We start from the raw sequence: 21,514 nt of genomic DNA on the forward strand, positions 1-21,514 counted from the left end.
TGCCGTCAGATGTGCTTCGCATTGGCACGGCGCGCAGCCGGGACAAACCTACAGGACCAAAACGCTTGGACGGATCAAGTGGGACGAGCATCACAGCAACATCGAGGCTCCGCGATCGATATAGGTATCAAGAAACTGCTCGAGGCGCGGGTTTCTCGGTCGCTTGAAAACCTCTTGGGGCGGACCGGTGAACAGCACCTTGCCGTGATCAAGAAAGATGATCTGCTGGCCGACCGTTGCGGCAAACCCGATCTCGTGGGAAACGACGACCATTGTCATGCCTTCGGCGGCGAGATCGCGCATGACGTTCAGCACTTCGCCGGTCAGTTCGGGATCGAGTGATGAGGTTGGTTCGTCAAAGAGCATGATCTTCGGGTTGAGAGCCAGGGCTCGCGCGATAGCAACACGCTGCTGCTGTCCTCCCGAGAGCTGTGACGGATAGTGGTTTGCCCGGCCCTCGAGACCGACCTTGGCGAGTTGAGCCATTGCCCGCTCCTCTGCCTCCTTGCGGTTCTTTTTGTGAACCGTCTTCAGCGCCTCGCTGACGTTGCCGAGCGCCGTCATGTGCGGCCAGAGATTGAACTGCTGAAAAACCATGCCGATCTGGGCGCGAATCCGGCGATTGGTGGGAGCCGGCAGCCGCTCCCTTACGCCATTCGCATTTTCCGCAAAGCCGAGCACCTCGCCATTGACGGCAATGGTCCCCTTTGTCGATTCTTCCAGAAACGCCATGCAGCGCAGCAGCGTGCTCTTGCCTGATCCCGACGGACCGATCACGCAGGAAACCTGTCCCTGGGCAATATCAAGATCGATACCGTTCAGCACGGTGGAATCGCCAAACGTCTTGACAAGATTTTTGACTGCAATCGCGGGAACGCTCATATGTTGAAAAACCTGAATCTGGTGAGTTTCGTTTCGGCGAGACGACCGAGCCAGCCGGTGATTTCGACCAGGGCCCAATAGAAGAGGGCGAGTACAAAAAGCGCTTCGACAAATGCATATTGCTGCGATCCGATGGCGCTCAGTGTTGCCGTCAGTTCCGGCACGGTGATGATCGACAACACGGCCGTCTCCTTCATGAGGATGATGGTCATGTTGAGCGATGGCGGCAGCACAAGCATGGTCATCTCAGGCAGCAATATGCGCCTGACGATCTGCGTGTGTGTCAGGCCAACGCATAGACCCGCTTCGATATGCCCCTTCGGGACGGCGGCAAAGCCCGAGCGGAATATCTCGCTGAAATAGGCCGCGCCGTAGATGGACAGGCCAACGACGCCTGCCGGGATCGGATTGAGCGACAATCCGATGAAGGGGCCCCCGTAGTAGACGAGGAATATCTGAATGAGGAAGGGCGTGCCGCGCAGCACTGCGATGACAATGCCGAACGCCCTGTCCAAGAGCACCCCGCCAAAACGCCGCGCGACAGCGACAAGGAAACCCAGAACGGCAGCGGCAAGAGCGGCGACGATCCAGATAACGATCGTCACGAAGGCACCGCTGGCGATCTCCGGCAAATGGCTGAAAATCACATTGATATCGAAGGTCATCGCGGTACTCCCGGCAGGGAGCGTTCGATCAGACCGCCGGCAAGCGCTACGATCCAATTAATGGCGAGGTAGATCAGACCGGCGGAAGCGAAGATTTCGAGCGGCAGAAAGGTGCTGCCGGCAAGGTCCTGGGCCATGCGCGTCAGCTCGACGATCCCGACAACGGAGACCAGCGAAGAAGCCTTCAAAATAAGGATCGCTTCGTTGACGAGCGCCGGAAAGGTCAGCCGCAGAGCGATCGGCGCCTTGATCCGGCGGAAGATCTGCATGGGCGTGAGGCCGACCATCTCGGCGGACTCGACAAGGCCCGACGGAACGCTGGCAAACCCGCCGCGTAGATTTTCAGCCTGATAGGCAGCCGTGCACAGCGAAAGGCCAACGATCGCCGCAACGATACTCGGCACGTTGATGCCGATCACCGGCAGAAGGTTATAGATCAGTAACAGCTGCACCAGCAGCGGCACGCCGCGAAAGAAGCTGATGAAAATCTTCCCCGGCAACACGAAAAGCCGTTGCCGCGAAAGGAGCATGGCGGAAACAATGATCGCGATTGCAAAGCCGATCAGAATCGAAACTACGCTGATCGTAACGGTGTAGATCGAAGCTTGCAGAAGAAGCTCGAAAAGTTTGGTGGACATGGGCGGTGCTTGCCTGCGTGCTGCGGCCGTGAAGTCTGTTCCACGGCAAATTGCGCCCCGACCGATGGCGGGGCGCGGGCATTTCACCGGCAATGATCAGAATGCCGGATCTTTGACAGCGTCAGGCGTGTCGAAAGACGCACCGAACCACTTCTTTTGCAGCTCCGCCATACGCCCGTCTGCCTTTATCTTGAGCATTGCGGCATCGATCGCGTCCATCAGCGGGGCGTGATCGGCGTCCTTGAGACCGATGAAGCCGAAATAGGACTTCTTTCCGAAAGGCGGCAGAACGACTTCGAAAGTGCCCTTTCGCTGGCTGGCGACAAAGGCGATGTTCGGGAGCGAATTGGCAACGCCGGCAATACGGCCGGCTGCGAGATCGGCGTAGGTCTCAGTGAAGGCAGGATATTCGCGCACATCGACTTTGGTCGGCAGCGTGTCGGAGAATTCCTTCAGCTGGTCGAGCTGGGCAGTTGCCTTGCCGACACCAATCGTCTTGCCGGCAATGTCTTCCGGCTTGTTGATCGTTGTGTCGCCGGCTTTCTTGAGGATGGCAATCGTCGCTTCGGCGATCGGCGGCGTGAAGCGATAGCGCTCCATGCGCTTCTTGGTGATCGTTGCCGGACCTGCGACGACATCGAACTTGCCGGCCTCAAGCGCGGGGAAGACGCCGTCCCAGGGAAGTGCCACCCACTCGATCTTGACGCCAAGTTCCTTGCCGATCTCGGCAAAAAGGTCGACGTTCAGGCCCGTATGTTCACCGGCATCGATATAGTCAAACGGTGCGAAGGCCGTTTCGGTGCCAACCTTGAGCGTGCCGGCTGCCTTGACGGCCGCCAGCGTATCGGCTGCGTGGGCGGAAAAGGCTGCTCCTAACAGGAACGCAGCGCCGACCAGACCCCTCAGCAGTGACTTTGCCTTCATGATCATCTCTCCAGTTTTATTCCTCCGACGGAGGAGTTTTGTTCCCGATTTTGATTTCAATGCGCGGATTTTTATGCTCCGCTTTTGACTATACAAATAGATATAGGCTGGCTTAGAGTGTCAATGTAAAAGTCAAGGAACGCAAAAATTGTGCCGGGTTGTGGCAATCTTTGCCGGTGTGACGCGACCGCTCGGCACTTTGATCGTGACGCCCAACGAGGTGTGGACTTGGTGTCGATTTATCAGCGTATTTTCATGGATATCGAGGCGAAGATCATCAGCGGCGATTGGCGGCCTGGCGACCGTATTCCCATAGAACATGAACTGGTCGCGGAATATCAATGCTCGCGCATGACTGTCAGCAAGGCACTGTCGGCTCTGGTCGAGCGCGGCATGATCGTCAGAAGGCGCAAGACCGGTTCGTTTGTTGCATCGCCCCAGATCGACCGCACGGTAATGGATATTCAGGATATCAGCACCGAAGCGGAACTGGCCGGGCACGAACACCGCTTCGAGCTTCTCACACGTAAAGTCGAACGCCTTGGAGAAACGGACGCGAAACAGCTGTCGGAAGCCCCCGATGCGGAGATACTCAGGCTTCAATGCCTGCATATCGTGGACGGCAGACCCTATGCCATCGAACGGCGGATCATCATGCTCGACGTCGTCCCCCGTGCGCGCGGCGAGAGCTTCGCCTCGATCCCGCCCGGCAAATGGCTGCTTGCAGAAGTTCCCTGGTCCAAGGCCAAACACGTCATCCGCGCCGTCTCGGCCGATCCGGCGACGGCGCGGATGCTGGAGACAGAAAGAGGTCAGGCGTGCCTTAGCCTAATCCGGCAGACCTGGCAGAACGGCCGGACGGTGACATATGTCGAGATTACCCATCCAGGCGACCGGTTCCAGTTCGCAGGGACGTTTCATCCGATGGCAAATTGAGTTGGCGCAAAACCACGGGAGGTTCTGCAAGTGATCAATGAGCGCTTCAAGACGATCCCGCTCAAGGGTCTGCAAGCCTTCGAGGCGGTGGGGCGTTGCGGCGGGGTGACGGCTGCGGCACTGGAGCTCAAGGTGTCGCCGGGGGCAATCAGCCAGCAAATTCACAAGATCGAAAGTTTTCTCGGAGTTTCGCTACTGGAGCGGAGCGGGCGAACCGTTGAGCTGACCGCCTGGGGCCGGCTTTATCATCAGGAGATTTCGAAGGGATTTGAGCAATTTGCATTCGCTCAGCAGTTGTTGGAAAGGGCACGCAACGAGACGCCGCTGGTCCTTAGCGCGCTTTCTTCCGTCGTCAACAGATGGATCGGCAGGCGAATCTTCGACTGGCAGGCCATACACCCCGATGTTCAAGTGAGAATTATCGGACGGGACAAGGAGCCCAGGATCGGTTTCGACGATGTCGATTTCCGCGTAAGCTACGGGTCGGACGTCCTGCAGCACGACCATTATACGGAACTGTTTCGCGATTGGGTCGTGCCTGTCTGCTCGCCGTCGCTAATGCAGGATCGCGCGCACGCGGCCCGGGATCTCTTTGAACAGCCACTTCTGCATGTCGAGTGGGAAAGGCACTTCACGCCTTACCCAAGCTGGGCGGAGTTTGCGGCCATGGCCGGTATACCGTTCGACGCGTCGACGCCTGGCCTCTCCTTTACCCTGTCGAGCAGCGCGATCGATGCAGCCGTCAACAAGCGGGGCGTCGTCCTAGCGCAGATGTCGATGATTACCGATGAGCTCGAGGCGCAGACGCTCGTCACTCCCGTCGACATGCGGATGCCGCTGCGCGAAAGCTACTTTCTGGCCTGGGACCGCGCGGCACTGCAAAAGCCGCGCGGCCGCGAATTCCGCGACTGGCTCGTCGCCATTTCCCGTCAGCAGGCTTTGGTGTCAGCGCCCAAATGAACGTTTTAGAAAATCTAAAACGGACCTTAGCGCCGCGATGTTGATGAAAATTTGCGCCTGGTGATAATTTGAGCGGCCACCTTCAATAGGCAGCATGCATAAGGGGAGAGCTCGATGGCGCGAACTGACAAGATGAAACTTGGGACCTTCGTCTACACTTTCGGCTTTCATCCGGCCTCGTGGCTGCATCCGGCCAGCGATGTCGGCGGCGCCAATGACTTCGCTCATCTGCTCGATGTCGCCAAACGATCCGAGGCGGCCAAGTTCGATTTCATGTTCATGGCGGATTCTCCGGCTGCCGCCGTCGGTGATCCGAATGCGCTTGCCCGTATTCCGACCAAGATGAATCGCTTCGAACCCCTCTCACTGCTATCAGCATTGGCGGTCACGACCAGCAATCTCGGTCTCGTTGCGACGGTGTCGACAAGTTATTACGAGCCATACAATGTCGCCCGCCTGTTCGCCTCGATAGACCATCTGAGCAACGGGCGCGTCTGCTGGAACGTCGTCACCTCCGACCATGACGAAACCGGTTACAACTTCAATCGCGAGGGACTTGATCCGCACGCGCTGCGCTATGAGCGCGGCAACGAATTCGTCGATGTCGTTTTCGGCCTTTGGGACAGCTTCGAGGAAGGTGCTCTGCTTCTCGACCGCGAAAGCGGTGTCTATTATGACAAGGACAAGCACCACACGCTCAATCACAGAGGCAAGCATTTCCAGGTCCGCGGACCCCTCAACATTGCGCGAACGCCCCAGGGCCGTCCCGTCATCGCCCAGGCCGGCGGTTCGGAACCCGGAATGGACATGGCGGCGCGCACTGCCGAGATCGTCTTCAGCCTTGCGTCGAATATCGAGCGAAACAGGGCCTTCTACGAAAACGTCAAGAGCCGGATGCCGGCCTATGGGCGCGATGCCGACGACCTGAAGATCATGCCGGGCATCGTTCTCAACATCGGTGAAACGGAAGCCGAGGCAAAGGCGAAGGTCGACTATCTGATCGACAAGATGCATCCTGATGTCGGCCGGTTGATGCTTTCCGAATTCCTGGAAGCGGACTTGCGCGACGTGCCGCTCGATAAGCCCTTCCCCATGGATCGACTTCCGGCGGCGCCGAAGGGTTCACGCTCCTTGTTCGACGAATTGGTCGGTTTTGTCAGGAGCGGCCATACCGTCGGCGAGCTCATCCGGCACTATGCCGAGAAGCATACCGGAAATGGCATTACAGGCACGCCCACCCAGATCGCCGACTTTATGGAGGAATGGTTCGAGACGCGGGCCGCCGATGGCTTCATCCTGATGTTCCCGACCCTGCCGTCCAGCCTCGACGATTTCGTGAGGCTCGTCCTGCCCGAGCTTCGCCGCCGCGGTCTGTTCCGCGAGGAATATGAGGGAAGGACCCTGCGCGAAAACCTCGGTCTTTCAATGCCGGCAAATCGTTTTGCCGAAACGCGGACGCCGGCCCGATGAGTGCCGCGGCTTTAATCAGCGAAGCAGATTTCAAGCTTTCGATGCGTCATCTGGCGGGTGCAGTCAGCGTGATCACGGTCGGCGACGGAAAAAACCACACCGGCTTCACCGCAACCTCGGTCTCTTCATTTTCGGCGGAGGTGCCCTCGGTCATGGTCAGTGTCAACCGCGCATCTTCCTCGTGGCCGATCTTGCAGCGGTACGGCTGTTTCTGTGTCAACGTGCTGGCGGCCGACCAGCAGCAGGTGGCGCAATCATTTGCAGGTTTCGACGGACGCAAGGGCATCGAACGCTTCGGTAATGCGGGATGGTATCGCCTCAGGACTGGCGCGCCCGTTCTCGAAAACGCTCTTACCGTGCTGGACTGCAAGCTAGAAACGGCATTCCACCATCATTCCCATGCGATTCTGATCGGACATATTTGCGCTATCCAAGTCCGACAAGGCATAGGGCCGCTCATCTATTGGCGCGGCGGCTATCGTGAACTCCGGCGGAGGTCGATTGCCGCGTTCTAGCGGAGCCGCTCCGACAATAGCTCTATCGAGGCAACATCCGCATTGGCAAAGGCAAGTCTGAGGTAATGCTCTTGTCTCTCGCCGAAATAGGCGCCCGGCAAACAGACGATGCCCGATTCCCTGGCGAGTCTTTCGGCGACCTCTGAAGATGATCGATCGGCGAAAGGGTGGCGGACGAAGGCGAAATAGGCGCCGATCGCTCCTATTTCCCAATCATGCAAGCTGGAAAAGACCAGCTTTAACTCATCCGCCCGGCGCGCGATTTCCAGCCGGTTGCCGGCCCGCCAATCGGCAAGCGCGGGGATAGCCGATGCAACGGCGATCTGAGCCGAGCGCGGTGCGCAGATCTGCATATTGTCCATCACCTTGGCGATCTCGGCGACGAGCTTGGGTCCTGCCGTGATGGCACCCAGCCTGTGGCCGGGGATGCAAAAGGATTTCGAAAAACTGTAAAGAAGGACGACCGTGTCCTCCCAACCCGGCTCGGACAGGAGTGAGTGCGGCCGGCCGTAATCCTCGCCCAGGAAATCGCGATAGGTTTCATCAAGGATCAGCCAGGTGCCATACTTCCGGCAAAGAACAAAAAGCTCGTGCAGCAGGCTTGGCGGATATACCGCTCCGGTGGGATTGTTGGGTGAGACGACTGCCAGCACCTTGGCGCCGGCCGCAAGTGCTGCTTCGGTCGAACTCGGATTAGGCAGAAAACCGCTGGCAGGATCGCACTCAACCAATCGACGTCCGATCCCCAGCATCCACAGCGTCGTATCGTGATTGAAATAGAAGGGATTGGTGAGAGCCACCGTATCGCCCGCGCCAGCAAGGGCGATCGCCGCGCACATGAACGCCTGATTGCAGCCGGCGGTAATGTGGATATTCCCTTCGGAAAGGTCGGCGCCGTAAAGCGCGGCGAGATGTGCTGCATAGGCCTTGCGTAACACGGGCTCGCCTTCGATCGGACCGTAGCCTGTCATCGCCTGCTGTCCGGCCGTCTCGGCAAGTAGGCGAAGCATCTCCGGATGGGCGGGATAGCCGGGTACGGCTTGCGATAGATCGATGAGCGGCCCCTTGTTTCCTTTATATTCGCGGCTCCAGGCGATGACGGAAGGAATGGGCGGGGCCGAGAGTCGGGAAACACGTAAATTGGGTTTTGCAGCGATCATGTCGATTTCTCTTTGATGGCAATTGCTACAACGATACCAATTACCTTCTCAACCCCTTTGTCGGCTGAGACGGAACCGAAGCGGAGACATATGCGCATGGTGTGGGACAAAAACCGACTCGAACAGTTGCGCGCAGATTTCGCGGACGCCAATGGTGGTGAGATATTCGATGAGAAGTTTCGGAAAGTGGCGGAGAAGATCATCTCCAAGAACGGCACGAGACTGAATCGCAGATTGCCTGGTAGGGCGTTCGCCATCGCAATGGCTTGAGGTGCTTGGCACAGTTATAGGCTGTGACGAAGGCAAGGACATGGGCTTTCAGGCTTTCGAGATTAACGCGACGCTACCCAGTCGTGCCAATCGCTTTCGCTGCCGTTGAACACATTGAGGTCGATCTTGCCGTCGACGCCGTCGGAGAGGCCGGAGCCGGAATACTGCCAGAACACCCACTTGCGGCCGGGATAGACCTTGGAGGGGTGAGCGGCTACCGAGCGCAGCCAGAAGGGATAGTCAAGCATCTGGCCCTTCAGATTGTCGCGATAGAAGTCCGGCGCCGTGTAGATGATCGGGCGCTGGCCGTAATGCCGCTCGAGCTTGTCCATGAAGACCTGCATCTTTTCCCGGACCCGAGCCGGGGAGATGCGGCGCTTGCAGCTCGACTCACCGTTCCACTCGACATCGATGACGGGCGGGAGCGCGTTGGCTTCCTTCGGAACGTTGCGGATGAACCAGTCGGCCTGTTCGCCGGCTGTCCGGCACCAGTAGAAGAAGTGATAGGCGCCATGTTTCAGCCCGGCTTCCTTGGCGCGGCGCCAGTTCTTCTTAAACATCGGGTCGAGGTGATCGCCGCCGTCCGTCGCCTTGATGTAGACGAAGTTGGCCCCCTGCTGGCGCAAAGTCTCCCAGTCGATCTCGCCCTGCCAGCGCGACACGTCGACGCCATGCACGGCAAGCTTTCTCGGCGAAGTCCTGCCGAAGTTGATCGGTTTGGCATCGCGGAAGCGGTGGCTATAGATTCGCGAGCGTTTGGGGGATTTCGGGCCGGCGTCAGGATCGACATCCGGGGCATCGGGCATCAGCATCGCGACAGGCCTTTCCGTCGGCATCGGCATGCCGACCGGCCTGTCGGCTGGCGCGAGCGCTTGCGGCTCCGGAACGGGCCCTGTCCAGCTCAGCGCCTGCTGCGGCGGGCTTGCCTGTGGCGCAGGGTCGCCGACAGCAGCAGCCGGTATCGGGCCGTTCGGCTTGCTGATGGCATTGGTGGTTTCCACCGACGGCACAGGGGTGAGCACATCTTCGGCGCCGGAGCTTGCGGCGCATCCCGACAGGATCAGGGTGGTGAGGAGAATTGCTGGCACAGCCGATGGACGCATGAGAACCCGCACGCAAAACAGAGGTCGGCGGCAACATCCATCACAGGTGGAAACCGCCCATTTCGAATTGCTAACAGAGACTTGCTAAGAAAGGTTAAATTTGAACCAGTGCCTCGCAGGGCTGTGTCAGGGATGGCACGAGCGGTGCATGGAAGGCCGAAGTGTCGGCAGCCCCTCCCGAATTCGTCGGGAAGGGCTTACCAAGTCATGTCATTCCGCCGCTTCGGCGTAGCTTTCCACCGGCGGGCAGGTGCAGATGAGGTTGCGGTCGCCGTAGACATTGTCGACGCGGTTGACTGGGGACCAGTATTTGTCGACGCGGAAGGCGCCGGGTGGGAAGCAGGCCTGCTCCCGGCTGTAGGGGCGATCCCATTCGCCAACGAGATCTTCGACCGTGTGCGGCGCGTTTTTCAGCGGGTTATTGGCCTTGTCCATGCGTCCTTCCTCGATGGCGCGGGCTTCCTCGCGGATCGCCAGCATCGCCTCGCAGAAGCGGTCGAGCTCGGCCTTGGTCTCGCTTTCCGTCGGCTCGATCATCAGCGTGCCTGATACCGGCCAGCTCATGGTCGGTGCGTGGAAGCCGCAGTCGATCAGGCGCTTGGCGACATCGTCGACGGTCACGCCTGCGCTGTCGACCAGTGGACGCGTGTCGATGATGCATTCATGCGCGACGCGCCCGGTCTTCGACTTATAGAGCACGTCATAAGCGCCCTTCAGCCGGGTGGCGATGTAGTTGGCGTTGAGGATCGCCACCTTGGTCGCCTGGGTCAGGCCTTCGCCGCCCATCATCAGGCAGTAGCTCCAGGAGATCGGCAGGATCGAGGCCGAGCCGAAGGCCGCCGCCGATACGGCACCCGGCCGCCCATCGGTTTCCGGATGACCCGGGAGGTAGGGCGCCAGGTGCGCCTTGACTCCGATCGGGCCCATGCCGGGGCCGCCGCCGCCATGCGGGATGCAGAAGGTCTTGTGCAGGTTGAGGTGCGACACGTCGGAGCCGATGTCCCCGGGGCGGGACACGCCGACCATGGCGTTCATGTTGGCGCCGTCGAGATAGACTTGGCCACCATGCTGATGCACGAGACCGCAGATTTCCTTGACCGTCTCCTCGAATACGCCGTGCGTCGAGGGATAGGTGATCATGCAGCAGGAGAGGTTTGCTGCGTGCTCTTCAGCCTTGGCGCGGAAGTCGTCCATGTCGATGTCGCCGTTCTCACGGACCTTGACGACGACAACCTTCATGCCGACCATCTGGGCGGAAGCGGGGTTGGTGCCGTGTGCCGATGTCGGAATCAGGCAGACGTCGCGATGACCGTCGCCATTGGCGATATGATAGTTGCGGATCGTCAGCAGGCCGGCATATTCGCCTTGCGCGCCGGAATTCGGCTGCATCGAGAAGGCGTCGTAGCCGGTGACGGCGCATAGCTTTCCCGTGAGGTCATCCAGCATCTCGCGATAGCCGAGCGCCTGGTCCGATGGCACGAAGGGATGGATATCGGAAAATTCCGGCCAGGTGATCGGCAGCATTTCCGCCGTCGCATTGAGCTTCATCGTGCAGGAGCCGAGCGGGATCATCGCACGGTCGAGCGCGAGGTCACGGTCGGAGAGCCGCCGGATGTACCGCGTCATCTCGCTTTCAGCCCGGTTCATGTGGAAGATCGGGTGGGTGAGATAATCGCTGGTCCTGAGGAGGTCCTTCGGCAGGCGGTAGGAAGGCTCGAAATCCGCGACGGCGAAATTGCCGCCGAAGGCGCGCCATACCGCTTCGAGTGTCGCGGGCCGCGTGCGCTCGTCGAGGCTCATGCCGATCTTCGTTTCGCCGACCTTGCGCAGATTGACGCCTTCGGCGACGGCAGCGCGTAGGATCAAGCCCTGCATATGGCCGACATCGACAGTGATCGTATCGAAGAAGCTTTCCGGCTCGACCTTGTAGCCGAGTTTCTCCAGGCCCTTGGCCATCAGCACGGCCTTCTGGTGCACCTGCTGGGCGATCGCCTTGATGCCCTTCGGACCGTGGAAGACCGCATACATCGAGGCCATGACAGCAAGCAGCACCTGGGCGGTGCAGATGTTGGAAGTCGCTTTCTCCCGGCGGATGTGCTGTTCGCGGGTCTGCAGCGACAGTCGATAGGCGCGGTTGCCACGGGCATCGACGGAAACGCCGACGAGGCGGCCGGGCATGGAGCGTTTGATGGCGTCCTTGACCGCCATATAGGCGGCGTGTGGACCGCCGTAGCCGACCGGAACGCCAAAACGCTGCGAAGAGCCGACGGCTATATCGGCGCCCATCTCGCCCGGCGATTTCAGCAGCGTCAGCGCGAGAATATCGGCGGCAACGATTGCGATGGCGCCAGCCTGGTGCAGGCGCGCAATCAGGCCGGTGAAGTCATGCAGGTGACCGTGCGTGCCGGGATATTGGAAGATCGCGCCAAAGACGTCGACGGGATCGAGATCGGTGAAGGGATTGCCGACGATGACCTGCCAGCCAAGCGGCTCGGCACGGGTGCGAATGAGGGCGATGGTCTGCGGATGGCAATCGGCATCGACGAAGAAGGCTTTCGCCTTCGACTTCGAAACGCGCTCGGCCATCGCCATGCCTTCGGCGGCGGCGGTCGCCTCGTCAAGCAGCGAGGCGTTGGCGACGTCGAGGCCGGTCAAGTCGCAGATCATCGTCTGATAGTTGAGCAGCGCTTCGAGACGGCCTTGGCTGATCTCAGGCTGATAGGGCGTATAGGCCGTGTACCAGGCGGGGTTTTCCAGAATGTTGCGCTGAATGACCGGCGGCGTGATCGTGCCGTAGTAGCCCTGGCCGATCAACGAGACCAGCACCTTGTTCTTGTTTGCCGTCTCGCGCAGTTTGTCGAGCGCTTCGCGCTCGGTCATCGGCGCGCCCCAGACGAGCGGCGCCTTCTGACGGATGGCGGGCGGCAGCGTCGCGTCGATCAGGCCGTCGAGGCTGTTATAGCCGATCACCTTCAGCATCTCGGTCATCTCGGTCGGCGAGGGGCCGATGTGACGGCGATTGGCGAAATCGTAGGGCTGATAATCGGTGAACTGGAATTCGGTCGGCGTCGTCATTACGCGGTGAGCTCCTTGTAGGCGGCCTCATCGAGCAGACCATCGGCATCGGCGGGGTTCTTGAGCTTCAGCTTGAAGAACCAGCCGGCGCCTTGAGGGTCGGAGTTGATGAGCGAGGGGTCGGCGACGATCGCCTCGTTGACCGCGGTGATCTCGCCATCGAGCGGACAATAGACCTCGGAGGCCGCCTTGACGGATTCAACGGTTGCGGCGTCGTCGTTCTTGGCGAAGCTCTTGCCCACTTCAGGCAGTTCGACGAAGACAAGATCGCCCAACTGTTCGACGGCATAGGTGGTGATGCCGACGGTTGCGACATCGCCGTCAAGTTCGAGCCATTCATGTTCAGCGGTAAATTTCAGCATGGAAATATCCTCTCGGGAAACAGGGTTTCAGCGTTTGTAGGTCGGCTTGACGAAGGGCAGGGCGGAGACGGTGACCGGCAGGAACTTGCCGCGCACCTCGGCGTAGACAAGGGTCCCTACGGTCGAATGGGAGACGGGCACGTAGCCCATGGCGACGGGACCTTCGACGCTGGGGCCGAAGCCGCCCGACGTGACTTCACCGATTTCGACCTTTCCCTCGGCATCGGCGTAGAGCTTGGCATGGCCGCGCACCGGCGCCTTGCCTTCCGGCTTCAGGCCGACACGACGGCGGGCGGCGCCGTTTTCGAGTTCGGAGAGGATGCGGCCGGAGCCCGGAAAGCCGCCGGCTCGGGCCCCGCCCGTGCGCCGCGCCTTCTGCATAGCCCATTCGAGCGCTGCCTCGACCGGCGAGGTGGTCGTATCGATATCATTGCCATAAAGGCAAAGGCCGGCTTCCAGACGCAGCGAGTCACGGGCGCCGAGGCCGATCGCCTGGACGTCCGGATGTTCGAGCAACCGCATAGCGACATCTTCGGCCTTGTCGGCCGGGACGGAGATTTCGAAGCCGTCCTCGCCACTATAGCCGGAGCGCGAAACCAGGCAGGAAACGTCGTGCAGCCGGCAGTGGCGCACATCCATGAATTTCATCGCCGCGACGTCGGCCCAGAGCTCGGCGAGAACCTCGACCGCGCGCGGTCCCTGCAGCGCGATCAAGGCGCGGTTCAGAAGCGTGATGTCGCACTGGTCGCCGATGTGGGTCTGCAGATGGGCCAGATCGGCCTCCTTGCAGGCGGCGTTGACGACAACGAAAAGGTGGTCGTCGACATGGGTGATCATCAGATCGTCGAGGATGCCGCCGGTGTCGTCGGTAAAGAAGCCGTATCGCTGGCGGCCGGCCGGGAGCCCGAAAATATCGACCGGCACCAGGCTTTCCAGCGCCAGCGCCGCATCCTCATAGCTGCCCGACTTCGCCTTCACGATGACCTGGCCCATGTGGGAGACGTCGAAGAGGCCAGCCTCGGCGCGGGTATGAAGATGTTCCTTCATGACGCCCGCCGGATATTGCACTGGCATGTCGTAAGCAGCAAACGGCACCATGCGGGCGCCGAGCGAAAGATGCAGGGCATGCAGCGGGGTTTTCTTGAGGGCAGCAGTATCGTCCAAACGACGCCTCCGGGGTTTGCGCCTCTTATTAAGGCGCGGGCTCAAATCTGAAGGCGCGGCTGCGCGCTTCTCTTCTGAGCCCCCTCTGTCCCTTTGCCTGAGATTGTTATCCCTTCGGCGAGCGTTTCGAAAACGCTTCTCTCCAGAGTTCCGTCTGCCCCCTTGCTGGTCCTTTGGCCTGAGAGTTTCCGGGGCGGTTGCTCCTTCGGCACCGGTGGCAGAAGCACCGGATTCTCCCAACAGGGTTGGCCGCAATTATCCGGCGGGCGCAGCGCTTGGCAAGGCCAAATGTCGTGACCTGACAAATTTTTGTCGCCAAAGTCAGGGAAGGGCGCGATCTGCGGCAAATCTGCTTTTGCATTCGGCTGGGAAAACGGCTATCGCGACATGCTGTTGAAGGGATCTCATGCGGCAGACAGGACTGAAAGCGACGCTCTTCCTGCGCATGCTTTGCGCCTTGGGCCTGCTTTTGCTCGGATTCGCCCATCAAGCGCCGCAGGCTGTCGCTTCCGATGGTTATGATGCCGCGGCCTACGTGCTGCCCGACGGCAGCTTTGCCTCGCTCTGCGTCACCGTGAAGGAGGCCGGAGGCAAGACTGTCGGCTTCAAGCCGAATTGCGAAGCCTGCCGGCTGTCTGCATCGGTGATCCTGCCGACGCCGGATGCGGGTTGGTGGCTCGAGCGCAAGCTCGCCTCGCTCGTCAATCCGCCAATCGAGACTGCAGCCGTTGTCACCGTCAGTGCCGTCAGCCGACCGAATTCGCGTGGACCTCCCACCCTCATCTGATCTGCCTCCGCAACCTATGACGCAAAATGCCGGTTCGCCCGAAGAGGGCAGCGGCCGGCGAGGAGATATCCGATGAAAACATTCAAGACTTTCGCGCTTGCCGCGCTTCTTTCCGCAACCGCCTTCGCAGGCGCCGAGGCGCATGTCACCTTCCTCGACAAGGAGGCGAAGCTCGACAGCACCATTCTTGCGACGCTGCAGGTGCCGCACGGCTGCGATGGCAAGGCGACCACGGAAGTGCGGGTCAAACTGCCGGAAGGCTTCGTCTTCGCCAAGCCGCAGCCGAAGGCCGGCTGGGAACTCGAGGTGATCAAGGGCGATTACCAGAAGAGCTACGACAATCACGGCGACAAGGTGAAGACGGGCGCCATCGAGATCCGCTGGAAGAACGGCAATCTTTCCGATGATTTCTACGATACCTTCGTCATCCAGGGCAAGGTGTCGGGCGTCGAAGCCGGCAGCTCGCTTGCCTTTCCGGTGACGCAGCTGTGCGGCGATAAGGTCACGGCCTGGGATCAGGTGGCTGGAGAAGGCGGCGATCCGCACGCGCTTAAAAGCCCGGCGCCGCTCCTGAAGGTCGTTGCCGGTGATGATCATGGCCACGACCATGACGATATGGCGGGGATGAACATGTCCGGAATGTCCCCCATGCCCGGCATGGACATGTCAGCAGCAATTCCAGCCGGCGACACAGTCAAGGCCGGCGACCTTGAAATCTCCGGCGCCTTCGCCAAAGCGATGCTGCCCGGCCAGCCGGTCGGCGGCGGCTTTTTCATGGTGAAGAACAACGGCAAGACGGATGATCGCCTGCTCTCCATCAGCTCGCCCGCGGCGGGCGAGGTTCAGATCCACGAGATGGCTACCAAGGACAATGTCATGCGGATGCGCCAGCTGAAGGATGGCATCGCCATTGCCGCGGGCGAAACGGTCAAGCTCGAGCCCGGCGGCCTGCATCTGATGTTTCAGAAGGTGAAGACGCCATTTAAAGAGGGTGACACGGTGCCGGTGACGCTGAGCTTCGAGAAAGCCGGCAAGGTCGATCTGGTGCTGCAGGTGCTGTCGGCCCAGGGCAAGTAGGGCCGGCCGATTCACACAGAGAGCCTGCGGTTGCGATTAAAGTCGCGGGCTTTCTATTGGAAGCGGCTTGTCTGTTAGACATCCTCGTAGGATTGCAGCGCCTGCCGCAGGCCTGTCTGTGGTTGCTGGTTGCCCTTTGCCATCAGGTCGAGCGCCACCTCCGTCGACTGGATGATGCTGGAGGGCTCCTCGGCCTGATCGAACGCCCCGCCGTTCAATTGCCGGTCAGCGATGCGCTTTGCATCACGCGCCGCCGTGCTCGTAGCGACGCGCTGGGGGATCCTCAGCGATTCGAAGGCAATGGCGGCGGTGTTGGCCGATATGGACAGGAGCTGCGTCATGCCGTCACGATATTCGCATGGTCTTGGTGCTATCGTAACAAAATCATTGGCATTTTACCGAGTGGCAAGAATTCGCGCGGTTCCATTGGAGTCGTCGCCGAACTGAGGTAAATCCGGCTTATGATTCAGGCTCTCCTTGTCGCGCTGGGCGGCGCAATCGGTTCCGTCCTCAGATATTATGTCGGCCAATGGGCGCTAAAGCTCATGGGGCCGGCCTTTCCCTGGGGCACTCTTGCCGTCAATGTCGTCGGCTGCTTCGTCATCGGTGTCTTCGCCGAACTGGTCGCGCGGAAGTTCAACGCATCGATGGAACTGCGCCTGCTGCTGATCACCGGCTTTCTCGGCGGCTTCACCACCTTCTCGGCCTTCTCGCTGGATGCCATCTCGCTCTTCGAGCGCGGCGAGGCTGTCGCCGGCGGCCTCTACATAGCAGCGAGCGTCGGCCTTTCGATGGCGGCCGTGTTCGCGGGCCTCGCCATCATGCGCGCTTTGGTCTGATTCTGGTTTCCGTTTTGCATGAAAATGCTCTAAGGCTGCGGCAAGAACGCCGGCTTGGCCCGCGCTGCAATTTCCGAAAGACTATTCATGGCTGGCATAGAACATATCAAGGTTGAAGCCGACGAGGCGGGCATGCGGCTCGATCGCTGGTTCAAGGTGCATTTTCCCGGGCTGGGCTTCGGGCCGCTGCAGAAGCTGTTGCGCTCCGGCCAGATACGCGTCGACGGCGGACGCGTGAAATCGGACGCACGCGTGCAGCCCGGCCAGACGGTGCGTGTGCCGCCGCTTGATGTCGACGCCAGGCTGAAAACCGGGCCGATCGCCGGCAAGGATCTCAAACATTCCACGGATTTCGACCTCCTGTCACGCATGGTGCTGCACGAGGACGAAAAGGTGATTGTCCTCAACAAACCGCCCGGCCTTGCCGTCCAGGGCGGCTCCGGCGTCGCCAGGCATATCGACCAGATGCTGGAGGCCTGGACCAGCCCGAAGGGCGAGAAGCCGCGGCTCGTCCACCGCCTCGACCGCGATACGTCAGGCGTGCTCGTCATCGCCCGCACCCGGGGTGCGGCACAGAAGCTGACCGCCGCCTTCCGGGAGCGTGATACGAAGAAGACCTACTGGTCTCTCGTGAAAGGGGTGCCGCGCAAGCGTGAGGACAAGATTTCGACCTGGCTCGTCAAGGAGCCGACCGCCGACGGCGACCGCATGCGCATCGCCAAGCATGGCGAAGACGGCGCCGATCATGCAGTGTCCTTCTACCGCATCATTGAGACGGCGGCGCAACGTCTCGCCTGGCTGGAGATGGAGCCTTATACAGGGCGCACGCACCAGCTGCGTGTCCATGCCTTGCATATCGGCCATCCGATCATCGGCGATCCCAAATATTTCGACGACGATCCGAACTGGGATTTTCCCGGCGGTATCCAGAAGCGGCTGCACCTGCACGCCCGTCATATCGACATCCCGCATCCCTCAGGGGGGCGCCTGCGCGTCACCGCGCCTCTGCCGCCGCATATGGTGCAGAGCTGGAACCTGCTCGGCTTCGATGAAAATTCGGCTCCCATCCTGGACGACCAAGAATGAAACTTGCGCTTTTTGATTGCGACGGCACCTTGGTCGACAGTGCCGGGCTTATCCATGAAACCATGCGGCGCACCTTCGAGAAGTTCGGCAAGGCTGAGCCGCGATTTGAGGACACCAAGGCCATTATCGGCCTGTCGCTGGATATCGCCATAGCCCGCATGCAGGGCAAGCCGCACGTCGAGCAGGAAGACGTCGAGATGACGGCGCATTACAAATCGCTGTTTACCATCGTGCGTCAGGATCTCGAGTACCGGGAGCCGCTGTTTGCCGGAATCCGCGAGATGATCGATGCGATCAGCGGCCGCGAGGATCTGCTGATCGGGGCGGTGACGGGTAAATCCCGCCGCGGTTTGAAGCTCGTAATGGACACGCACGGCTTTGACAGGCATTTCGTCGTTGCGCGCACCGCCGACGACTGCCCCTCCAAGCCGCATCCGGCCATGGTGACGGAATGTTGCGACGAAACCGGGATGAATGCCGCCGATACCATTGTCATTGGCGATGCGGTTTACGATATGCAAATGGCAAAGGCTGCCGGCGCAAAAGCGATCGGTGTTGCCTGGGGCTATGCCAGCGTGGATGAACTGATCGCCAACGGCGCCGATGCGATCGCCTATCATCCGAACGAGATATTGCGCCATTTTTCTTGAGGTGAGCCCATGCGCGATCTGCTGAACGATCTTTCCGAGGGTCTGAGTCATCCCGATCCCATCCGTCGGGCGCAGATCCAGATGAAGAAGCCGCTGCCGAAGCGTTTCTATACCGACGTGGCGGTCGCCGATCACGAGGGCAGCTTCGCGATCACGCTCGACGGCAAGTCGGTGCGCACGCCGGCACGGCAGGTTCTTGCCGTTCCCACAGAGGCGCTCGCACAGCTTGTCGCCGCCGAATGGCGTGGGCAGGGCGAGGAAATCGATCCGGTCACCATGCCGGTGACCCGGCTGGTCAACACCGCGCTCGATGGCGTGGCAACCAATACGCAGGCCATCTTCGAAGACATTCTCCGCTTTTCCTCGAGCGACCTCATCTGCTACCGCGCCGACACGCCGGAGCTGTTGGTCGAGCGCCAGAGGGAGCGTTGGGACCCGGTAATCGACTGGGCGGCCCACGATCTCGGCGCCCGTTTCATCCTCGTCGAAGGGGTGATGCCTCACGAACAGCCGCGAGAGGCGACGGCGGCCTTCGCCGTGACACTGGCGCGGCATCAGAGTCCCATGGCGCTCGCTGCCCTCCATACGGTCACGACGCTGACCGGCTCGGCGATCCTGGCGCTCGCGTTTGCCGAGGGCCGGCTGACGGCGGAGGAGGCGTGGTCGCTTGCTCATCTCGACGAAGACTGGACGATCGAGCATTGGGGGCGGGACGAGGAAGCCGAGGAGCGAAGAGCCAAGCGCTTCGCCGAGTTCAAGGCGGCAGCGGATGTTTTTTTCGCCCTAAGCACCTGAAACATATTGCCTTCCCAGACATTATGGCGAAATCTGCGACTCCAACGGGGTGGTGCGGGATTTTGCGATGGATTGGCTGAGGTCGAGTTTTTGCCGGACCGTGCTCGTCTGTATTGCGCTGACGGCCTGCGGCAGCCTCTCGGCCAACAAGCCGAAGGCACCGCTCTATGATGTGCGCAGCGCTGTCGTTCTCTCCGGCCCGAACATCCCCGCCGAGCTGCTTGCCGGGATCAACGACCGCGTCAATGCCGCAATCAATGCAACGCTGCGCGACACCGTGCTGCCGCGGGTGGTGCTGACAATTCGCGTGGTTTCGATTGAGAAGGGACTCGGTTTCCAAAAGGACCGCAACGTCGCGAAAATCAGGGTTGACGCGGCTTCGGTCGACGACGGCTCGGTGATTGCCGTCAGCGCCTTCGACGTAACCAGTATGGCCGCCGACCCGAAACTTGCCGACGACATCATCGCCGAGGACGTCGCTGCACGGATCCGCTCGGTTTTCTCGCTCAGCGGACGCAGCCGCTAGCGCATATCGACCGCGAGAGCGGCGAGGGGAGATCGCATGAAGGAAATTCTCGAAGAACTGGAACGCCGCCGCGGCATCGCGCGTCTCGGCGGTGGCAAGGAGCGGATCGATGCCCAGCACAAGCGCGGCAAGCTGACGGCGCGCGAGCGCATCGACCTCTTCCTCGACGAGGGCACCTTCGAAGAGTTCGACATGTTCGTGGAGCACCGCTCCACCGATTTCGGCATGGATAAGAGCCGTATCGCCGGCGACGGCGTCGTCAGCGGGTGGGGCACGGTCAACGGCCGCACGGTCTTCGTCTTCGCCAAGGACTTCACCGTCTTCGGTGGCTCGCTTTCGGAAGCGCATGCCGAGAAGATCATGAAGGTGCAGGACATGGCGCTGAAGAACCGCGCGCCAATCGTCGGCATCTACGATGCCGGCGGCGCCCGCATCCAGGAAGGGGTCGCCGCGCTTGGCGGTTATGCCGAAGTCTTCCAGCGCAATGTGCTTGCCTCGGGCGTCATTCCGCAGATCTCGGTGATCATGGGCCCCTGCGCCGGCGGCGACGTCTATTCGCCTGCGATGACCGATTTCATCTTCATGGTGCGCGACACCTCCTACATGTTCGTCACCGGTCCCGATGTGGTGAAGACCGTGACCAACGAGACGGTGACAGCTGAGGAGCTTGGCGGCGCTACGGTGCACACGACACGCTCATCGATCGCCGACGGCGCCTATGAGAATGATGTCGATACGCTGTTGCAGGTGCGCCGGCTGATCGATTTCCTGCCGCTTTCGAACACGTCGCCGTTGCCGGAGATCGAATGTTACCAATCGGTGACCGAGACCGATGCGTCGCTCGATACGCTGGTGCCGGCGAGCGCCAACAAGCCTTACGATATCAAGGAGCTGATCCGGAAGGTGGCGGACGAGGGGGATTTCTTTGAGATCCAGGAGAGCTTCGCCAAAAACATCGTCTGCGGCTTCGGCCGCGTCGAGGGCTCCACCGTCGGTTTCGTCGCCAACCAGCCGATGGTGCTGGCCGGCGTGCTCGACAGCGACGCCTCGCGTAAGGCGGCGCGCTTCGTGCGCTTCTGCGACTGCTTCAACATTCCGATCGTCACCTTCGTCGACGTGCCGGGTTTTCTGCCGGGCACGGCACAGGAATATGGCGGCCTGATCAAGCATGGCGCCAAGCTGCTCTTCGCCTACGCGGAGGCGACGGTGCCGAAGCTCACCGTCATCACCAGGAAAGCCTTTGGTGGCGCCTATGACGTGATGGCGTCAAAACATTTGCGGGGGGACCTGAATTATGCCTGGCCGACGGCGCAGATCGCCGTGATGGGCGCCAAGGGCGCGGTCGAGATCATCTTCCGCAAGGATATTGCCGACCCGGAGAAGATCGCCGCCCATACGAAAATGTACGAGGACAGGTTCCTGTCGCCCTTCGTCGCTGCCGAGCGCGGTTATGTCGACGAGGTGATCATGCCGCATTCGACCCGGCGGCGGCTGGCGCGCGGCCTGAAGATGCTGCGCAACAAGGATCTCGCCAATCCTTGGAAAAAACACGACAACATCCCGCTCTGACATTCCAAATTGAATAAAGCTGCCGCTCGCGTGTCTATCCGCTGTCGAAAAAGTGAACGGC

21 protein-coding genes, 3 pseudogenes and 2 riboswitches are annotated in these 21,514 nt (G+C 60.7%); of the genes and pseudogenes, 13 read left to right on the forward strand and 11 right to left on the reverse strand.

The features are described 5' to 3' along the window. Nucleotides 1-90: 90 nt before the first annotated feature. The 4 genes from CO660_RS14470 to CO660_RS14485 all read right to left on the reverse strand — a co-directional run bounded on the left by CO660_RS14470 (nucleotide 91) and on the right by CO660_RS14485 (nucleotide 3,109). On the reverse strand, nucleotides 91-882 hold the full coding sequence (locus CO660_RS14470) for an amino acid ABC transporter ATP-binding protein (protein WP_097599284.1): 792 nt from the start codon (nucleotides 880-882) through the stop codon (nucleotides 91-93). Beyond that, nucleotides 879-1,547 (reverse strand): amino acid ABC transporter permease, encoded by a 669-nt coding sequence (locus CO660_RS14475; protein ID WP_097599285.1) that lies wholly within the window; start codon nucleotides 1,545-1,547, stop codon nucleotides 879-881. Before CO660_RS14475 ends, CO660_RS14470 begins: the two co-directional genes overlap by 4 nt. Beyond that, nucleotides 1,544-2,185, reverse strand: a complete 642-nt coding sequence (locus CO660_RS14480; RefSeq protein WP_097599286.1) for an amino acid ABC transporter permease — start codon at nucleotides 2,183-2,185, stop codon at nucleotides 1,544-1,546. The genes CO660_RS14475 and CO660_RS14480 overlap by 4 nt, the downstream gene beginning before the upstream one ends. A gap of 96 nt (nucleotides 2,186-2,281) precedes the next feature. After that, nucleotides 2,282-3,109 (reverse strand): transporter substrate-binding domain-containing protein, encoded by an 828-nt coding sequence (locus CO660_RS14485; RefSeq protein ID WP_097599374.1) that lies wholly within the window; start codon nucleotides 3,107-3,109, stop codon nucleotides 2,282-2,284. Between the two features lie 228 nt (nucleotides 3,110-3,337). Between CO660_RS14485 and hutC the strand changes: the two genes are divergently transcribed. From hutC to CO660_RS14505, 4 genes and pseudogenes are all read left to right on the forward strand, one after another. Next, the gene (gene hutC / locus CO660_RS14490) at nucleotides 3,338-4,045 is read left to right on the forward strand and encodes a histidine utilization repressor (protein ID WP_097599287.1); all 708 of its coding nucleotides are present in this window, start codon (nucleotides 3,338-3,340) and stop codon (nucleotides 4,043-4,045) included. A 30-nt stretch (nucleotides 4,046-4,075) separates the two neighbouring features. Further along, nucleotides 4,076-5,005, forward strand: a complete 930-nt coding sequence (locus tag CO660_RS14495; protein WP_097599288.1) for a LysR family transcriptional regulator — start codon at nucleotides 4,076-4,078, stop codon at nucleotides 5,003-5,005. Nucleotides 5,006-5,119: 114 nt separating this feature from the next. After that, nucleotides 5,120-6,475: an LLM class flavin-dependent oxidoreductase gene (locus CO660_RS14500; RefSeq protein WP_097599289.1), complete on the forward strand. Its 1,356-nt coding sequence runs from the start codon at nucleotides 5,120-5,122 to the stop codon at nucleotides 6,473-6,475. Beyond that, a pseudogene (locus tag CO660_RS14505) lies at nucleotides 6,472-7,010 on the forward strand (flavin reductase family protein). Before CO660_RS14500 ends, CO660_RS14505 begins: the two are co-directional and overlap by 4 nt. Here CO660_RS14505 and CO660_RS14510 read toward each other — a convergent pair. Continuing rightward, on the reverse strand, nucleotides 6,987-8,150 hold the full coding sequence (locus tag CO660_RS14510; protein WP_097599290.1) for an aminotransferase: 1,164 nt from the start codon (nucleotides 8,148-8,150) through the stop codon (nucleotides 6,987-6,989). The pseudogene CO660_RS14505 and the gene CO660_RS14510 sit on opposite strands and share 24 nt — an antisense overlap. Before the next feature lie 96 nt (nucleotides 8,151-8,246). Here CO660_RS14510 and CO660_RS14515 point away from each other — a divergent pair. Continuing rightward, nucleotides 8,247-8,375, forward strand: a pseudogene (locus CO660_RS14515) (agmatinase); the annotation flags it as partial. A 7-nt stretch (nucleotides 8,376-8,382) separates the two neighbouring features. On the opposite strand, the pseudogene CO660_RS33840 reads toward CO660_RS14515, so the two are convergent. The 5 genes and pseudogenes from CO660_RS33840 to gcvT form a co-directional block, all read right to left on the reverse strand. After that, a pseudogene (locus CO660_RS33840) lies at nucleotides 8,383-8,484 on the reverse strand (IS481 family transposase); the annotation flags it as partial. After that, nucleotides 8,483-9,523 carry a GH25 family lysozyme gene (locus CO660_RS14520; RefSeq protein WP_097599291.1) on the reverse strand — a complete coding sequence of 347 codons (1,041 nt, stop codon included), beginning with the start codon at nucleotides 9,521-9,523 and terminating at the stop codon, nucleotides 8,483-8,485. The pseudogene CO660_RS33840 and the gene CO660_RS14520, both read right to left, overlap by 2 nt. A gap of 210 nt (nucleotides 9,524-9,733) precedes the next feature. Beyond that, entirely contained in the window at nucleotides 9,734-12,598 is a 2,865-nt protein-coding gene (gcvP, locus tag CO660_RS14525) for an aminomethyl-transferring glycine dehydrogenase (RefSeq protein WP_097599292.1), read from the reverse strand. Continuing rightward, nucleotides 12,598-12,960, reverse strand: coding sequence for a glycine cleavage system protein GcvH (gcvH, locus tag CO660_RS14530; RefSeq protein ID WP_064802805.1), 363 nt, complete (start codon nucleotides 12,958-12,960; stop codon nucleotides 12,598-12,600). Before gcvH ends, gcvP begins: the two co-directional genes overlap by 1 nt. Before the next feature lie 27 nt (nucleotides 12,961-12,987). Then, nucleotides 12,988-14,124, reverse strand: coding sequence for a glycine cleavage system aminomethyltransferase GcvT (gcvT, locus tag CO660_RS14535; RefSeq protein WP_097599293.1), 1,137 nt, complete (start codon nucleotides 14,122-14,124; stop codon nucleotides 12,988-12,990). 75 nt (nucleotides 14,125-14,199) lie between these two features. Continuing rightward, a riboswitch (glycine riboswitch) is annotated at nucleotides 14,200-14,280 on the reverse strand. Beyond that, a riboswitch (glycine riboswitch) is annotated at nucleotides 14,281-14,373 on the reverse strand. 157 nt (nucleotides 14,374-14,530) lie between these two features. On the opposite strand from gcvT, the gene CO660_RS14540 reads away from it, so the two are divergent. Together CO660_RS14540 and CO660_RS14545 are read left to right on the forward strand one after the other, a co-directional pair. Further along, a complete protein-coding gene (locus tag CO660_RS14540; protein WP_097599294.1) occupies nucleotides 14,531-14,911 on the forward strand; it encodes a hypothetical protein in 381 nt (126 codons plus the stop codon). Nucleotides 14,912-14,983: 72 nt separating this feature from the next. Next, the gene (locus tag CO660_RS14545) at nucleotides 14,984-15,988 is read left to right on the forward strand and encodes a DUF1775 domain-containing protein (protein WP_097599295.1); all 1,005 of its coding nucleotides are present in this window, start codon (nucleotides 14,984-14,986) and stop codon (nucleotides 15,986-15,988) included. Between the two features lie 74 nt (nucleotides 15,989-16,062). Here the strand turns inward: CO660_RS14545 and CO660_RS14550 are convergent, their stop codons facing one another. Further along, nucleotides 16,063-16,329: a hypothetical protein gene (locus CO660_RS14550; RefSeq protein ID WP_097599296.1), complete on the reverse strand. Its 267-nt coding sequence runs from the start codon at nucleotides 16,327-16,329 to the stop codon at nucleotides 16,063-16,065. A gap of 120 nt (nucleotides 16,330-16,449) precedes the next feature. Between CO660_RS14550 and crcB the strand changes: the two genes are divergently transcribed. The 6 genes from crcB (at nucleotide 16,450) to CO660_RS14580 (ending at nucleotide 21,453) form a co-directional block, all read left to right on the forward strand. After that, nucleotides 16,450-16,827, forward strand: coding sequence for a fluoride efflux transporter CrcB (gene crcB / locus CO660_RS14555; RefSeq protein WP_097599297.1), 378 nt, complete (start codon nucleotides 16,450-16,452; stop codon nucleotides 16,825-16,827). An 87-nt stretch (nucleotides 16,828-16,914) separates the two neighbouring features. Further along, nucleotides 16,915-17,913, forward strand: coding sequence for an RluA family pseudouridine synthase (locus CO660_RS14560; protein ID WP_097599375.1), 999 nt, complete (start codon nucleotides 16,915-16,917; stop codon nucleotides 17,911-17,913). Further along, nucleotides 17,910-18,563: an HAD-IA family hydrolase gene (locus CO660_RS14565; RefSeq protein WP_097599298.1), complete on the forward strand. Its 654-nt coding sequence runs from the start codon at nucleotides 17,910-17,912 to the stop codon at nucleotides 18,561-18,563. Before CO660_RS14560 ends, CO660_RS14565 begins: the two co-directional genes overlap by 4 nt. Before the next feature lie 9 nt (nucleotides 18,564-18,572). After that, nucleotides 18,573-19,358 (forward strand): ATP12 family chaperone protein, encoded by a 786-nt coding sequence (locus CO660_RS14570; RefSeq protein WP_097599299.1) that lies wholly within the window; start codon nucleotides 18,573-18,575, stop codon nucleotides 19,356-19,358. A gap of 67 nt (nucleotides 19,359-19,425) precedes the next feature. Then, nucleotides 19,426-19,884: a hypothetical protein gene (locus tag CO660_RS14575; RefSeq protein WP_097599376.1), complete on the forward strand. Its 459-nt coding sequence runs from the start codon at nucleotides 19,426-19,428 to the stop codon at nucleotides 19,882-19,884. Between the two features lie 36 nt (nucleotides 19,885-19,920). Further along, nucleotides 19,921-21,453, forward strand: coding sequence for an acyl-CoA carboxylase subunit beta (locus CO660_RS14580; protein ID WP_085778264.1), 1,533 nt, complete (start codon nucleotides 19,921-19,923; stop codon nucleotides 21,451-21,453). Nucleotides 21,454-21,514: the final 61 nt, after the last annotated feature.

The sequence above is a fragment of the Rhizobium sp. L9 genome, from assembly GCF_002531885.1.
GTDB lineage: Bacteria > Pseudomonadota > Alphaproteobacteria > Rhizobiales > Rhizobiaceae > Rhizobium.

What these genes read in the sequence shown, in the direction of transcription:
- CO660_RS14470 (WP_097599284.1), bottom strand. Translation starts at nt 882, where the DNA reads ATGAGCGTTCCCGCGATTGCAGTCAAAAATCTTGTCAAGACGTTTGGC.
- CO660_RS14475 (WP_097599285.1), bottom strand. Translation starts at nt 1,547, where the DNA reads ATGACCTTCGATATCAATGTGATTTTCAGCCATTTGCCGGAGATCGCC.
- CO660_RS14480 (WP_097599286.1), bottom strand. Translation starts at nt 2,185, where the DNA reads ATGTCCACCAAACTTTTCGAGCTTCTTCTGCAAGCTTCGATCTACACC.
- CO660_RS14485 (WP_097599374.1), bottom strand. Translation starts at nt 3,109, where the DNA reads ATGAAGGCAAAGTCACTGCTGAGGGGTCTGGTCGGCGCTGCGTTCCTG.
- CO660_RS14500 (WP_097599289.1), top strand. Translation starts at nt 5,120, where the DNA reads ATGGCGCGAACTGACAAGATGAAACTTGGGACCTTCGTCTACACTTTC.
- CO660_RS14510 (WP_097599290.1), bottom strand. Translation starts at nt 8,150, where the DNA reads ATGATCGCTGCAAAACCCAATTTACGTGTTTCCCGACTCTCGGCCCCG.
- CO660_RS14520 (WP_097599291.1), bottom strand. Translation starts at nt 9,523, where the DNA reads ATGCGTCCATCGGCTGTGCCAGCAATTCTCCTCACCACCCTGATCCTG.
- gcvP (WP_097599292.1), bottom strand. Translation starts at nt 12,598, where the DNA reads ATGACGACGCCGACCGAATTCCAGTTCACCGATTATCAGCCCTACGAT.
- gcvH (WP_064802805.1), bottom strand. Translation starts at nt 12,960, where the DNA reads ATGCTGAAATTTACCGCTGAACATGAATGGCTCGAACTTGACGGCGAT.
- CO660_RS14540 (WP_097599294.1), top strand. Translation starts at nt 14,531, where the DNA reads ATGCGGCAGACAGGACTGAAAGCGACGCTCTTCCTGCGCATGCTTTGC.
- CO660_RS14545 (WP_097599295.1), top strand. Translation starts at nt 14,984, where the DNA reads ATGAAAACATTCAAGACTTTCGCGCTTGCCGCGCTTCTTTCCGCAACC.
- CO660_RS14550 (WP_097599296.1), bottom strand. Translation starts at nt 16,329, where the DNA reads ATGACGCAGCTCCTGTCCATATCGGCCAACACCGCCGCCATTGCCTTC.
- crcB (WP_097599297.1), top strand. Translation starts at nt 16,450, where the DNA reads ATGATTCAGGCTCTCCTTGTCGCGCTGGGCGGCGCAATCGGTTCCGTC.
- CO660_RS14560 (WP_097599375.1), top strand. Translation starts at nt 16,915, where the DNA reads ATGGCTGGCATAGAACATATCAAGGTTGAAGCCGACGAGGCGGGCATG.
- CO660_RS14565 (WP_097599298.1), top strand. Translation starts at nt 17,910, where the DNA reads ATGAAACTTGCGCTTTTTGATTGCGACGGCACCTTGGTCGACAGTGCC.
- CO660_RS14570 (WP_097599299.1), top strand. Translation starts at nt 18,573, where the DNA reads ATGCGCGATCTGCTGAACGATCTTTCCGAGGGTCTGAGTCATCCCGAT.
- CO660_RS14575 (WP_097599376.1), top strand. Translation starts at nt 19,426, where the DNA reads ATGGATTGGCTGAGGTCGAGTTTTTGCCGGACCGTGCTCGTCTGTATT.
- CO660_RS14580 (WP_085778264.1), top strand. Translation starts at nt 19,921, where the DNA reads ATGAAGGAAATTCTCGAAGAACTGGAACGCCGCCGCGGCATCGCGCGT.